Origin of the sequence: Acinetobacter sp. AKBS16 (genome assembly GCF_002899995.1) — a bacterium.
Taxonomy (GTDB): Bacteria; Pseudomonadota; Gammaproteobacteria; order Pseudomonadales; family Moraxellaceae; genus Acinetobacter; species Acinetobacter baumannii.
The window spans coordinates 17,502-31,825 of record NZ_POYH01000047.1 but is presented as its reverse complement, the minus strand read 5'-3'; the positions used below and the strand labels follow the sequence as shown (position 1 = coordinate 31,825).

Genomic DNA, 14,324 nt, shown 5'->3' with positions numbered 1-14,324 from the left:
GCTGGTCAATTGAAGCGAGATTTTATTTTAAGTACCACTTTTTCTATGAAAATAAAGAGAGATAAGCATGTCTGATTTAAAGTTATCTCATCTGATGACAGACTCTTCCTTGGCACCTGCACTCAAGCCAGCATTTCCTAAATTATTTGCAGGAACACTTGCTGCCGTATTTTCTGGTTTAGCCATTTTAACTGCCCTGTGGGGCATGATTCAGTTGATTGGTTATTTATCTTCTTATTGGGTGATCTTTTCAGCGGTTTTTTGGATAGTCGGGGCGGCATTGGCAGCACTAGCTTCATGGTTAGTGCATGATGCAGAGGCTGGATTTTCGGCACGATTACGTCGTCAAATTGCTCATCATTTAATTCGGTTACCTAACACAACCCTATCAAAACAGGGTGACCAAAACTTAAAACGACTAGTTTCAGACGATATCGCAACCTTACACCATATGGTGGCACATTTACCGTCGGAAATTGCAATTTTTGCTGTAATCCCTTTAGTTTCTATTGTTTTATTAATTGCTTTGGTTGGTCCGATGGCCCTTTGGGTATTATTACCTGGGGCAATTGCTTCACTCTATTATTTAATTATTGTTCCCCATGTATCAAAACGAGATGGCGCTGCACGTATGCAGGTCATGTTAGATATTATTGGTTCTGCTGATGATTATGCGCGCGGCATTCGTGATAATCGAATATATGGGCAACAATCAGGTGCTTTAACAGCCTATACTCAATCAGCACAAAATTTCACTCAAAATATGGTGTCTTGGGTGAGTAAAGTCGCAACACTCGCTGCTGTTGCCACTGCATTACTACAAGCTGTTGCAACCTTTGCCATAGCCTATTTTGTAGCTTATCAATACGACAGCATGACCTTGGCTGCAACACTTTTCTTTAGTTTGGCCATCGTGACACCTTCGCTACGTTTAGGGCATGGTCTTGATTATGTCGCTGCTGGGCGGGCTGCAGCTACTCGTTTATCTGCTTTCTTAAAAGAGCCAGTACTTTCATCGGGCAATCTACAACAGATTGAGCAAGATGTAACACTCGAAATAGTGAATGCAAGCTTTGCAATTGAAAATCAAAAAGTATTTGATCGATTAAGTTATTCATTTCCAAAAAATTCAATGACTGCAATTACAGGACCAAGTGGAGTTGGCAAAACAACCTTACTGCGGGCACTTGCTGGATTAGTCGTATTGCAAGAAGGTGTCGTTCAATTAGCAAAAACAGATATTTTGCAATTACATGAAAAACTAAGACATGAAAAGGTTTTGTTTATTCCACAAGGTGGAGATGTATTACCGACCACAGTAAGAGAAAACTTATCCTTATCTGCCGTTAATGCAAATGATGAACAACTTGAGCAGGCATTACTCAAGGCCCAATTAAAAGTAGATTTAAATGCAGATGCAACTTTACTTTCAGGCGGTGAAAAACAGCGCATAGGAATAGCGCGTGCGTTTTTATCCACAGCTCCTATTATTTTATTAGATGAGCCAACGAGCGCACTCGACCAGACCAATGCGACAAAAATAATATTGGAGTTAAGCGACTTAGCTAAAAACCAGAATAAAACCATCGTCATGGTCACTCATGATCTTGCCTTAGCTGCTCATGCCGACAGCAGGTTAGTGCTTAACGGCCCAACTGACTCAGGGAAATCTTTATGAATACTCCTGCTAAATTAAATAAAGATCAGATTTTTTCGATGCTTCCTCGTGCGGCCAAACAAAAATTAATTATTGTTGGTATCGGATGGATCATTGTTGCAGCAATTGAAGCAATCGCATATACCGTATTGGCATTTGCAATTGTCAATCAATGGTCTCCAAGTTGGGTTCTCATCAGTGCAATTGCAGCAATATTAGTGACAGTGGTGGTCACTCGTGCTGGCTTCCTTACTGGTGTGCGTTTAGCAGGAGACTTATTTGCTGAGTTAGGCAAATCTTTAGCTCGTGCCAAGCTCTCTTGGTTTACCAATGAACAGCGTGCTCAGATTAAGACAATTGCTGGACAGGGCATTCCTGGGTTTATGAGTATCCCTGCTCATCAATTGCAAACCTTTTTACATGCGCCTTTTATGCCTTTGTTTCTCACAATAGGAATAGGCATGCTTGCCGGAGCAGGCGTAGCATTTGTCGCTTTAGGCTTACTTTTACTCTCTTTATTTGCTCAAATCCTGGCACAACGTGCACTCATGCATATTGATAAAAAACGTAATACTGCCGATTTAGCGGCTTCACAAGCAACGTTGGAATTGGTTGATCATGTTGAGTTATTACGCACAGCAGCCGGTCCTGAACGTGCGGTTCAAAGGCTGGAACATCGTTGGGAAGAGCAAGAAGAGACATTAGTACGGATCAACCATGCTGCTGCATTTGCAAGTTTTATTGCAACCTTAGCAAGTGTTTTACCCATTGCTGGGATGGCAACATATCTGGTGATCGCTGGAGTCAATCATGCTGCTTTGGTATTGGCATTACTCGTCTTAATTGGACGTGCAGCAGCGCCGTTAGGTGAACTTGCTACTGCAGGGTTGCATATCAATGATTTATTTGCTGCACTACGCAACTTTAATCAGATCACCCATCCACCTGAGTTGCCTGAGCCATTACACCCTCAAATTCCTACTGGCCATCATATTTCGGTACAAGGCGTTAGCTATGCGCCAGCACTTGAAAATATATCTCTCGATATCGCATTGGGGAGCAGAGTATGGGTTACCGGACCAAGTGGTAGTGGTAAGAGTACTTTACTTGAATTGCTTACACGGTTTGATGATCCACAAATAGGAAAAATTACCCTGGGTGGTATAGCTCTTGATCAAATGAAATATGAAGATTTGGTCTCGAATATCGCTTATGTCACACAAGAACCTATTTTGTTCACAGGTACACTGGCTGAAAATATCCGTTTAGGAAAATCTGATGCAACTGATGATGAAATAGAAAAGGCTGCAAGAGATGCCGCATTAGGAGCAATGATTGACCGTAGTTCAGAAGGAATTAATCAATCGGTGGGTAAACAAGGCACCGCATTGTCTGGTGGTGAACGTCAGCGGGTCGCAATTGCCCGAGCATTACTCAAAAATGCGCCGATTTTAATACTTGATGAAGCAACCTCTGCCTTGGATGAAGAGACTGAGCAGGAAATTGTTACAACGATACGTGCTCTTTCTTCTACGGTTATTTTTGTCACACATCGTGATTCAGCTATTTGGCAACCGACTCAAACTATCAATTTAGCTTCAATTTCTGTTTAAAAAAATAGAGCAGAAACCTGATTTAAGCATTTTTTATGAAAGAAAAATGCTTAATATTTGGAGAATTCTTAAGTGAATAAACATCAATATAATATGTTCTGTTTACCGCCTGCGGGGAGTAGCGCGAGTATTTATCATCCATGGAAAAAGCAGATTTCTGACAATATTCGTATTATTTCTATTGAATATTCGGGTCATGGTATAAAAATAAATGAACCATTGATTGATGATCCTGATCTATTGGCTATGCAAATTGCCAATAAAATACAAGCTTACTCAGACACACCATTTATTTTATTTGGACATAGTGTAGGAGGTGGCTTGATTTGGAAAGTACTCAATTATTTGAATGAAAAACCCATAATTGATCAGTTAAGATTAATTGTTATAAGTAGCCGACCTGAGCACCACTATATTCAACATATGCGGTACAAGCATGAGCTAACTGATGAAAAAATTATTGATGAATTAAAGCGATACAATAATTTTCCTGACGAAATTTTAAATAATCAGGAAGCACTCACATTCTTTCTCAAAATCATTCGTAACGACTTCTATCTTAGTGATCAATTACTTAGCGAGAAGATTCATAAGACTGAGGTTCCGATCGTTGCATTTTATGGCAAACAGGACCCTGATATTCCTAACAAAAGAATGATGGATGCATGGCAACAACACACAGAAAATTGGTTAGGAAGCATTGAGTTTGAAGGGGACCATTTCTACTTTCTCAATCCCGAGACTCGAGTAAAGATGCTTGAAAATATTGCTGCCATCGTTGAAACATTGACCGTGAATATTGAATAAAGTCCATGCTATGAATACGAAGAAGCAGCTAAGTAGAGGGGCTAATTCATGTCTGGATGAAATAAATATTCAATATGAAAAGCTAACAGCTTTCGGGATAGATATACATAAGGTCCAGCTCAGCCAAATCAAAGAAATACCTCAGCTTGATCATATCTATCAGGAGCTGAATATATTTCTTCCACTGAATATAAAAAGCTCACGCTTCATTCGTCAATTAGAGTTCTTGACGGGGCGCTTAGCAGCAAAATATGCATTACAAAGCTTTAACTTACAAGATTCTATTGTCTATCAAGGTAGACATGGGGAACCCCTATGGCCCGAAGGGGTGATGGGGGGGATTAGCCATGTTGGATCAAAAAAATCATGTTATGCCATCGCATATGCTAGAAATAACACACCTAAAGAAAAAATATTTGGAATCGATATAGAGTCTCAAAAACATTATATTTTTTTTCAAAAGAAAGATGAATTTTATGATATTTTTCTCAATAAAAATGAGCAAGAAGAAATTGAAAAGCTACTAAAAGATCAAGCATATTTATATTTGATAATATTCTCCGCTAAAGAAAGTATCATTAAGGCATTTTATTTAAAATATAAGCAAATTATTGATTTTAAGAATATAAAATTTAAAGCGCTAGATGGCGCGTTTCTTTATTTTTACCTTAGACAAGAAAGTTTAATCGAGATAACTCTAGAGGTTAAAGTTTATTTTTTTCATACAAATAACGAGATAATTACAATTTCTTGCATTGAAAACTAAATTTGTTATTGATAATAATAATCATTTGCATTAATGTGTGTTTCAGTATTTTTATATCCTTATATTTAAAAAGAAGTACTACAGAATTTGCTTGAAAAAAATCAATGTGAGAGGTGATATACAGATGATGCAGACTCAAATATCAGTAGAGCAAAATTTAGATCATATCGGTCAAAAGAAATTTTCATGTTTCTCTACGAAAAATTATTATCTCGAAGTGAACGAATTCGTTAAAACGCTAAATACACCTGCAGCAAATACCGCACTATTTAATGATGAGATTGCAAAATGTTTTGAAGAAATTAAAAAGCAAGGCCATCAAAATCCAGTTTTAATTGGTGCTATACCTTTTGATATTACAAAGAAAAGTAGCTTAAATTTTTATGCTGATCATAAAAAAATAACACAAGCATCTTCTACGATTAACTCATTAAAAAATCGTAATAACATTGAGATAATTAATAAATCATTACTCATTCAACGCCAAAAATTTGAAGGTACAGTACAGTTAGCATTAGATGCTTTTGAGAAAAAGAAGGTAGAAAAAGTTGTTCTTTCTCAGGCTGTTGAATATGAGTTCAACCGTCATCAAGAGCCAGAAAACTTATTGGCTGCTTTATTAAAACAAAATCCAAATGCTTATAATTTTGTGATTCCAGTAGAACATAATAATTATATTCTAGGCGCAAGCCCAGAACTGCTTTTATCAAAACAAGGTCGTATTGTAACCAGTAATCCTTTGGCCGGTTCTAGACCCAAATCTCAGATTTCCGAAAAAAATTTCGTCAGCCAACAAGAATTAAATCATTCTGAGAAAGACCAACATGAACATCGAATTGTGGTTGAAAATATTATTAGAAATTTAGCCACTCATTGTGTAGAGCTTAAGGTTTCTGAATTTCCAGATATTTTAGAAACATCAACAATGTTGCATTTATCATCAGAATTCCAAGGTATGCTCAAACAACAGGCACCGAATGCATTAAACCTTGCATTAGAATTACATCCAACACCAGCGGTTTGTGGCTCACCAACTCATGTTGCTAAGCAGTTTATTTTAGATCATGAAGGTTATGACCGACATTATTACACGGGGTTAGTCGGCTGGATGGATGCGGAGGGTAATGGTGAGTGGGTAGTGACAATTCGATGTGGTCTACTCAGTGAAAATAAAATGCGCTTATATGCTGGTGCGGGGATTGTTGAAGGGTCAGATGCTGAAGCTGAATGGCTAGAAACAGAAGCTAAAATGCAAACCATGCTAAATATTCTAAATACAAAAGTTGCTGTGTAATTAGTAAACCTAGGCAGGTTTTATTTTTATAGCCAAAACAATAACTACATATTCCACGGGGCTATGCGAAAAAATTTAATAAAAAAGCCTGCATAAAGCAGGCTCTTTTAATTAAGAGGATTATTCTAAGAATTTAACAGTTACGCCTGAACGTACTTTATTACCTAAATCGTTAGCATCCCAGTTCGTTAAACGGATACAACCGTGTGATGCGGTTTTAGAAATTAAAGACGGGTTTGGTGTACCGTGAATACCAAATGATTTTTTGCTTAAACCAATCCAGATATTACCTACAGGAGCATTTGGACCTGGTGGTAATGAAAGCGGTTTTAAGTTATTGCCTTGTACAAAGTTAGAAGGAGAGTAGCTGTACCAAGGGTTACGTGCTACACCTACTACCTTGTAAGTACCGGTCGGAGATGGCGTATCAGTACTGCCAATTGTTGCAGGAAATGACGCAATCATTTGATTACGGCTGTTAAACAGATACAACTGTTTCGCACCTTTATGCGCAATAATCAAGTGAATATCTTCTGGTAAGTCATTGCGTACATTTGGAACAATGATTTTTTCACCAACTTTTTTGAATGTCGCAGTCGGGTTAATTTTCTTTAAGAAGGCTTCATCAATATGAAACTTCTCGCCCAACATTTCACTTACGCGTGTGTAGTACAAACCTTTCATTTTTGCTTGTAAAGCATAGTCAGAAGGAATTGATTGTGCGTAAGGACCTTTTAAATCGGCATCGGTAATGGTGTATTCAATAAATGCTGGTTTGTTTTGTTTAGCAACAAGCGCATCCCAAGTCTCTTTAGTTAACTCGCCAGTAGGAGATAAACCATTCATTTGCTGGAAAGATGCAATTGCTTTTAATGTATTTTTACCGCTCATGCCATCGATAGCACCCGGTGAAGCATGTGCATTATTAAGCATAACGTGAGCGCGTGCATAAACTGGAAGTTGGCCTTTGCCAATATTTTCATACCACTCAGCGTTGTTTAAGCTATCTAATGTCCATGTAACCGCTGGCGCAGAAGTTGCTGTAGACGCAGTAGCTGTTGTGGTTTTAGCCGTAGCTACTGGCGTTGAAGCGGCAATACCTGAATCAGCATTTTGGTCTTCAGCTTTTTGTAAATTTTGTAATGTTGTTGACGCTCTATTTAGGTCATTTTGTTCTTGTGCAGTAATCTGAGTCTGAGCTTGAGCTTTTACAGTTGAAGCAGCATCTACAGCAAGCGGATCAATCGGATCTTCTACAGGAGCAGATACTTTATTAGGGTTCAGTGGTTGCTCAGTTGTTGACGCAGCCAAAGCAACATTAGCAATAATACAACTTAAACTCATAGCGAGTAATGAGCGAACAAACATGTAATTCAACCTTAAGAATTTTCATATAAGCAATAGGGAAAATCAGATCCTTTAGGCCATAAACTCACCAATCATTCATTCTTATGAATTTAATATTGGCTTATTTGAGACTCGAAGGGATATAAATAAACCCGATGTAACATGCTGCAAGTATTGCAGAAAACGTTTCTTCTTGCAGTAGACTTTTGTGTAAATATGCATTTTTTAGTAGATTGGCAAGTTTTTTGTGTGAAATTGAAATTATAAAAACACTCACCTTTTGTTATGATGCTGCCACATGAAAAAGATAGAGATCGGCAATGACGACACTTAAAAATGATCGTTTCTTACGTGCTTTATTACGTGAGCCTGTAGATACCACTCCAATATGGATGATGCGCCAAGCAGGACGTTATTTGCCTGAATATCGGGAAACACGCTCAAAAGCTGGTGACTTTCTATCTTTATGCAAAAATACAGAGTTTGCTTGTGAAGTGACTTTACAGCCTTTGCGTCGCTATGATTTAGACGCAGCAATTTTATTTTCAGATATTTTAACTATTCCAGACGCATTAGGACTTGGACTGTATTTTGAAACTGGAGAAGGTCCGAAGTTTCATAAAACGGTACGTACTGAACAAGATGTGGCTAACTTACCTAAGCTTAATGCTAAAGCCGATCTTGATTATGTGATGAACGCAGTAAGTACGATTCGTTCTGCTTTAGGTGGTCAAGTTCCACTGATCGGTTTTTCGGGTAGTCCTTGGACACTGGCGACTTATATGGTTGAAGGCGGTTCAAGCAAAGAGTTCCGTTTTACCAAGCAAATGATGTATGCGCAGCCGGAAGTTTTGCATGCGTTGCTCGACCATTTAGCATATTCAGTCATTGACTACTTAAATGCGCAAATTGATGCAGGCGCTCAGGCAATTCAAATCTTTGATAGTTGGGGTGGGGCTTTAGCACACCGTGAATATGTAGAGTTCTCTCTTAACTATATGAAGAAGATTATCGCGGGCTTACAACGTGAAAAAGATGGACGCCGTATTCCAGTGATTGTGTTCACTAAAGGTGGCGGTCAATGGTTAGAACCAATGATCACGACAGGTGCCGATGCATTAGGTCTGGACTGGACGACACCATTAAATACGGCTCGAACCACGGTAGCAGGTCGTGTTGCCCTACAAGGGAACCTTGACCCAGCTGTTTTATATGGTTCGGCGGCTTCAATTGAAAAAGCTGTAAAGGCAATGTTAGACGATGCTTATGCAAACGGTGAGAAGACCGGTTACGTTGCTAACTTAGGTCATGGTATTACCCAATGGGTAGATCCGGCGCAGCCAAAAATCTTTGTAGATACGGTACATGAGTATAGTACTAAATATCTAGGATAGTTTTTTGTGCAATATCTGTTTTTACCTCTTCAATTTATTGGCAAGGCTGTTTCGGCAGCCTTGTTTGGTATTTTACTTCTCATTGCTTTTGCCCTAACTGCGCCGATGGGAAGCCATGAATATATGGGTTTTTATCGTTATGATTATTTACTCATATATGCACTGATTATTCAGATATGTCTCTTATATTTAAAACTTGAATCATGGGCAGAAGCCAAAGTTATTGCTTTATTTCATGTCATGGCGATGGTCATGGAAATATTCTTGACTCATCCTGCGATTGCTTCATGGCAATATCCGCAGCCTGCGGTATTTAAAATTTTGACTGTGCCTTTATTTGCAGGCTTTATGTACTCTGCCGTAGGTAGTTTTTTTGCACGCTCAATACGTCTACTACAAGTTTCATTTGAAAAACTTCCGAGTTTTGGAAGTATGCTTTTGCTCGCATTTTTCTCATATATAAACTTTATGAGTAAATTTTTTGTACCCGATATTCGCTATATTTTATTTGCTATCAGTGTTTTTATTTTTTGGAAAACAAAACTTTATTTCCAATTAAATGAGCATAAATTTAAAACACCGATGCTACCTGTATTGTTAACACTCGCTTTTCTCATCTGGATTGCTGAAAATATTAGTACTTTTTATAAAATCTGGCTCTATCCAAGTCAGGTAGAGGCTTGGCATATGGTGGGGTGGGGTAAGCTTGGATCATGGTATTTATTATTGCTTTTGAGTTTAGTGTTAGTACTTAAAATATTAGGTCATCGAGATAATCAAGGTAATTGGAATTTAAGATAAATTTTTCTTTTACACTTTTTATCATATTATTTATTTTTTAATTGCTAAATGATTGGCTTATCGCTATCTTTAATATCGTGTAATAAGAATTACACATAACAATACATAAGAAACAATCAATAATGATTTTGGAGATATACATCTATGTTAAAAAAATTAGCTTTAGCTGCTTTGTTAGCAGCTGGTTCAAGTGTTGCTATGGCTGATAACGATGTAGGTTGTGGTGTGGGTACGCAAGTATGGGCTGGCCAAAAAGGAGTGGTGCCTAAAATTCTTGCTGCAACAACAAACGGTATTTTTACTAACCAATTATTAGGTATTACTTTCGGTACTTTAGGTTGCCGTCAAGGTGGAACAGTTACAGCACAAGTTGTTACTTTCACAAATGAAAATGCAGAAGCTCTAGCGCGTGACATGGCTGTAGGCCAGGGTGAAAGCTTGAATGTACTTGCTGAGTTAATGCAAATCAAACCACAAGATAAAGACCGTTTCTTCAAAGTTTCAAAAGCAAACTTTGGTGAAATCTATTCAACAAACAACCAAAACACACTTCAAGTATTAGCATCATTACAAAACGTAATGGCTAAAGACGAAGTTTTAAAAGCTTACGTATAAATTTGAAATTGAAAACCCTGTCATTTGGCAGGGTTTTTCTTATATTTAATGATTAAAATTGATGAGCTTAATGAAATCGGTTGTTTTAATTTTTGCCTCTTTGGCAGTGAATATTGCGTATTCAGCAGAAACAAATCCATCTATTCAAAACTACTGGTCCATTGCAGAACAAAAAAAATTAGACCAAGACATTACATGGCAAAGGCTTATGTATGCCAATAAAAACCAGAAAAGTGAGGTCACTTATGCTGGCTATTTTCTATCAGAAAATGGAAAAAATAATTTAAAAGAAGAACTGAAAGCAGACATCTCGGCATTATTTATACCTACGCAAGATAACCAGTCAATTCGCTGTAAATTTCCGGCACGCAGTCAGTGGCTTATAAAGCAATTAGGCATTCAAGAAAATGAATTGCCGCAAGTAAAATGTTCAGAATTTGAAAACTGGATTGGGCAGATTAAGCCTTATAAAGCGACCCTAATTTACGCCACAGATTTTATGGGTAATCCAAGCTCAATGTTTGGCCATACCTTATTGCGTCTAGATCCTAAAGATCAACAGCAGTTAAACCTCGTTTCTTATGCCGTAAACTATGCAGCAACTGTGGCAGGCAATGACAACTGGTCATATGCATGGAAAGGCTTAACAGGGCAATATCCGGGTGAATACTCACTTATGCCTTACTATCGTAAGGTAAAAGAATATGGTGATTTTGAGAGCCGTGATTTGTGGGAATATGAGCTAAATCTATCTCCAGAAGAAACGCGGTTTTTGGTGAGTCATATTTGGGAAATGCAACATGTAAGCTTCCCTTATTACTTTGTGAGTGATAACTGTGCATATCGGTTATTGGGCTTAGTCGATTTAGTTAAACCTGAATCTCATCTACAAGAAAAGTTTAACTACGCTTCTATTCCAATGGAAACCATTAAAGCGATGCAACAACAAGGACTCACCAAAGCTCCTGTGTATCGACCTGCTTTAGAAACTCAATTATTGGCCCAAGCTCACCAGCATGGCGCATCTTTAGCTAAAGTTGCTCATCAATTAGCAATGAAGCCAATTAAAGAGTCTTCGGAAACACTTAAATCATTTAGCCCATCAGATCAGGCCAAAATTCTTGAGATGGCTTATGATGATTTATATCTACAGTTTATTGGTCGCAAAGTTGAAGAAAGCTTTGCTCAGCCACAGCTTAGACAGCTTTTAGCACTACGAAGTCAGATTGATTTAGGCAAACAGCGCCAAGAACCTAAAAGACCATCAACCGAGCCGACTCAAGGCCATAATGCACGTAATGTTTCGTTAAAACTGGGCGAAGTGCAAGGTGACAAGTTTATCGAGATAGGTCATAGACAGGCTTATCATGACTTAATAGATCCGCAGGGCGGATACCGTGCCGGTACTCAATTATTATTTTTAAATGGTAATGCACAGTGGCGAGATGACCATTTAAAACTAGAACGTCTTGATCTGTTAGAAGTGAACTCTTATAACCCGATTCAACCATTTAAAACTCCGCTGACTTGGGGATTTAACTTAGGCTGGCGTCAGGAAGCGGTTCATGACGGTGTTTATAGTGATGAAAAGCAGCATGGCGTCGCGAGTTTTAATGCTCAGGTTGGTTACAGTCTTGCAGATTATGAGCGTAAACATATTTGCTATGGGCAGGTACAAACTTATGTCCAAGCGGGTTCAAATTTAGATAAAGGCTGGCGTGTGGGAGTAGGGCCGACATTAGGATGTATGAATCAGTGGCTTGAAAAATTTAACACTGTGGTACAAGTTGAGCTGCCATATTGGGAAGACCAAAACCAATGGAACTTACGGCTAAATACACAGTGGCAATATGCCATTAATAGTAATAATGCCATTCGCTTTAATTGGGATTATGAAAAACAAAATCATCTAGATTGGATGAAATCAAGCTTAGGATATGTTTGGTTCTTTTAAACCATATACCTATAAAAAATAGAGAAATAGATGATGACTATTTCTCTCTTTTTATTTTAGGGAAAAATTATTTCTTTATTGCACTCAGCACAGCATAAGCTGCCTTAATGCGCTCTTCATTTGGAATACGTTTGTTGGTTAACATGACTAAGCCAATATTTTCTTTAGGAATAAAGACCACATACGTTCCGAAACCGTTAGTTGAGCCAGTTTTATGGTACATCTTAACTGAAGGTTCCTTTGAAATAGCAGTCACTTTATTAGGTTTCATCACAATCTGTTCTGAATTACTGTCTAATAAAGTTTGTAACGTTGCTGGATAAGAAAACTCTTCCCAACCAAGCGCTTGATACATGGTATTTACTTGATAGCGACCCTGATGTGTTTCATTAATTGCACGTTGAATATCTGCCGGATATTTCTGTGGGTTAAGGTTGGCATGAATAAAACTCAACATGTCGGGTAGTGTCGATTTGACGCCATATGCTGGGGCATCGAGTGGGCCAGGGTTAACTCGAATCGGCTGATTTTCTTGGTTATAACCAAATGCATAGTTTTGCATCTGGGTCTTAGGTACATTTACATAGCTATGTTTTAAGCCAAGGACCGGAAAAATTGTTTTTTCTAAGACTTGGTCGAAAGGTTTATTCATAGACAAAGCCACAACCTTTCCAAATAGGCCAATACTTGGATTTGAATATTGTCTGTATTCACCGATTGGGTTTTTAGGTTTCCAGTCTTTGAAAAAAGTTAAAACTTGTTGGTCTGTTTGTACTTCATCTGGAAACTGCAAGGCAAGGTTACCACTTGTATACGTCGCGAGTTGAAGTAAGTTAACTTGGTCAATCGGTGTATTTTTTAGTTCTTTCCAATATTTACCAGGCTTATCGTCAAAAGAGATTTTTCCTTTATTTTTTGCATATCCACCTGCTGTCGCGGTAAATAATTTACTGACAGAACCTAGCTCAAAAATAGTACTGCTATTTACGGCTTTTTTATCTTGAACAGATTGAAGACCATAATACATTTCATACTTTTTATTATTTTGAATAACACCCACAGCCATACCCGGCACATCATATTTTTCTAATAATGGTTTAAAATTTTGATCTACCAGTTTTTTAATTTCTTGGTCTTTTGGTGTATTGCCCGCATAAATTGAGGTACTAAAAATAAAAAGCGGGGATAAAAGTAGACAAGAAATTTTTTTAAATCGCATGATTAGCTCATAAATTATTTAAAAAGAAAGATGCCTACTTTTATAACAAAAATCACCTAATTTAATTGTTATGTTTTATAGAATTGGATCGAAGTTTATCGCGTTCAGCTATAAAAAAAGCCCAACATTGTCGGGCTCTTATTTAGACAGTAAAAACTATATTAGTAGCTTTCTGGTACTGCACTTAAGAATTCACGGCGTGCTTCTTTATCGGTTTTAAAATCTCCGACAAATGAAACTGTACGGGTTGTAGATTCCTGTTTACCTACACCACGCATCATCATACACATATGTGCTGAATCGATGACTACAGCAACGCCACGAGCGCCAGTGACTTCTGCAACAGCTTCAGCGATTTGCTGAGTAAGGTTTTCCTGAATTTGCAAACGACGAGCAAACATCTCGGTAATACGTGCAAATTTAGATAAGCCAAGAACTTTGCCTTCTGGTAAATAGGCAACATGAACACGGCCATAGAATGGGAGAAGATGATGTTCGCAGAGCGAATAAAATTCAATATTCTTCACCAATACCATTTCATGGTTATCTGATGGGAAAACAGCATTATTGGTGACTTCTTCTAAAGTTTTACTATAGCCAGAAGTTAAATATGAAAAAGCTTTAGCCGCACGCACAGGCGTATCTTTAAGGCCGGGACGATTAAGGTCTTCACCGACGGCAGTCAGAATATTTGCGTACGATTGCTGCATTGACATAAGACGTATAAATTTACTCTATTAGACAAGCTCGGCATTGTATCAGAAACATGACCTGATGTTCATAAATCCTCGCACTATATTTATTTTGGTTTTTCCGTACGCTTGATAAAAGATGAATAAATTTCATGTTTTTTATCG

12 protein-coding genes are annotated in these 14,324 nt (G+C 37.9%); 9 read left to right on the top strand and 3 right to left on the bottom strand.

Features of this window, described 5'->3' with window-relative positions:
- The first annotated feature begins 67 nt into the window (after window positions 1-67).
- From barA to basJ, 5 genes are all read left to right on the top strand, one after another.
- On the top strand, window positions 68-1,678 hold the full coding sequence (gene barA, locus C1642_RS07805) for an acinetobactin export ABC transporter permease/ATP-binding subunit BarA (RefSeq protein ID WP_001281543.1): 1,611 nt from the start codon (window positions 68-70) through the stop codon (window positions 1,676-1,678).
- Complete coding sequence (gene barB, locus C1642_RS07800; RefSeq protein ID WP_103236156.1) at window positions 1,675-3,270, top strand: acinetobactin export ABC transporter permease/ATP-binding subunit BarB; 1,596 nt, start codon at window positions 1,675-1,677, stop codon at window positions 3,268-3,270. Before barA ends, barB begins: the two co-directional genes overlap by 4 nt.
- A gap of 72 nt (window positions 3,271-3,342) precedes the next feature.
- Window positions 3,343-4,077, top strand: coding sequence for an acinetobactin biosynthesis thioesterase BasH (gene basH / locus C1642_RS07795; protein WP_103236155.1), 735 nt, complete (start codon window positions 3,343-3,345; stop codon window positions 4,075-4,077).
- 10 nt (window positions 4,078-4,087) lie between these two features.
- Window positions 4,088-4,843, top strand: a complete 756-nt coding sequence (basI, locus tag C1642_RS07790; protein WP_103236154.1) for an acinetobactin biosynthesis phosphopantetheinyl transferase BasI — start codon at window positions 4,088-4,090, stop codon at window positions 4,841-4,843.
- Window positions 4,844-4,967: 124 nt separating this feature from the next.
- Window positions 4,968-6,137: an acinetobactin biosynthesis isochorismate synthase BasJ gene (basJ, locus tag C1642_RS07785; RefSeq protein WP_031988122.1), complete on the top strand. Its 1,170-nt coding sequence runs from the start codon at window positions 4,968-4,970 to the stop codon at window positions 6,135-6,137.
- Window positions 6,138-6,257: 120 nt separating this feature from the next.
- Here basJ and C1642_RS07780 read toward each other — a convergent pair whose 3' ends face one another.
- A complete protein-coding gene (locus C1642_RS07780) occupies window positions 6,258-7,505 on the bottom strand; it encodes a L,D-transpeptidase family protein (protein ID WP_000498089.1) in 1,248 nt (415 codons plus the stop codon).
- Between the two features lie 299 nt (window positions 7,506-7,804).
- Between C1642_RS07780 and hemE the strand changes: the two genes are divergently transcribed.
- From hemE to C1642_RS07760, 4 genes are all read left to right on the top strand, one after another.
- On the top strand, window positions 7,805-8,878 hold the full coding sequence (gene hemE / locus C1642_RS07775) for a uroporphyrinogen decarboxylase (protein WP_103236153.1): 1,074 nt from the start codon (window positions 7,805-7,807) through the stop codon (window positions 8,876-8,878).
- Between the two features lie 6 nt (window positions 8,879-8,884).
- Window positions 8,885-9,679, top strand: coding sequence for a DUF817 family protein (locus C1642_RS07770; protein WP_103236152.1), 795 nt, complete (start codon window positions 8,885-8,887; stop codon window positions 9,677-9,679).
- 144 nt (window positions 9,680-9,823) lie between these two features.
- Window positions 9,824-10,294 carry a DUF3015 family protein gene (locus C1642_RS07765; protein WP_000914200.1) on the top strand — a complete coding sequence of 157 codons (471 nt, stop codon included), beginning with the start codon at window positions 9,824-9,826 and terminating at the stop codon, window positions 10,292-10,294.
- Between the two features lie 61 nt (window positions 10,295-10,355).
- Entirely contained in the window at window positions 10,356-12,248 is a 1,893-nt protein-coding gene (locus tag C1642_RS07760) for a DUF4105 domain-containing protein (protein ID WP_103236151.1), read from the top strand.
- A gap of 67 nt (window positions 12,249-12,315) precedes the next feature.
- On the opposite strand, the gene blaADC is transcribed toward C1642_RS07760, so the two are convergent.
- On the bottom strand, window positions 12,316-13,467 hold the full coding sequence (blaADC, locus tag C1642_RS07755; protein ID WP_103236150.1) for an ADC family extended-spectrum class C beta-lactamase: 1,152 nt from the start codon (window positions 13,465-13,467) through the stop codon (window positions 12,316-12,318).
- Window positions 13,468-13,628: 161 nt separating this feature from the next.
- Window positions 13,629-14,177: a GTP cyclohydrolase I FolE gene (gene folE / locus C1642_RS07750; protein ID WP_001187844.1), complete on the bottom strand. Its 549-nt coding sequence runs from the start codon at window positions 14,175-14,177 to the stop codon at window positions 13,629-13,631.
- Between the last annotated feature and the right edge of the window lie 147 nt (window positions 14,178-14,324).

Bases quoted from the DNA above. Each gene is read 5' to 3' on its own strand.
- barA (WP_001281543.1), top strand. From the start codon at position 68: ATGTCTGATTTAAAGTTATCTCATCTGATGACAGACTCTTCCTTGGCA.
- barB (WP_103236156.1), top strand. From the start codon at position 1,675: ATGAATACTCCTGCTAAATTAAATAAAGATCAGATTTTTTCGATGCTT.
- basI (WP_103236154.1), top strand. From the start codon at position 4,088: ATGAATACGAAGAAGCAGCTAAGTAGAGGGGCTAATTCATGTCTGGAT.
- basJ (WP_031988122.1), top strand. From the start codon at position 4,968: ATGATGCAGACTCAAATATCAGTAGAGCAAAATTTAGATCATATCGGT.
- C1642_RS07780 (WP_000498089.1), bottom strand. From the start codon at position 7,505: ATGTTTGTTCGCTCATTACTCGCTATGAGTTTAAGTTGTATTATTGCT.
- hemE (WP_103236153.1), top strand. From the start codon at position 7,805: ATGACGACACTTAAAAATGATCGTTTCTTACGTGCTTTATTACGTGAG.
- C1642_RS07765 (WP_000914200.1), top strand. From the start codon at position 9,824: ATGTTAAAAAAATTAGCTTTAGCTGCTTTGTTAGCAGCTGGTTCAAGT.
- C1642_RS07760 (WP_103236151.1), top strand. From the start codon at position 10,356: ATGAGCTTAATGAAATCGGTTGTTTTAATTTTTGCCTCTTTGGCAGTG.
- blaADC (WP_103236150.1), bottom strand. From the start codon at position 13,467: ATGCGATTTAAAAAAATTTCTTGTCTACTTTTATCCCCGCTTTTTATT.
- folE (WP_001187844.1), bottom strand. From the start codon at position 14,177: ATGCAGCAATCGTACGCAAATATTCTGACTGCCGTCGGTGAAGACCTT.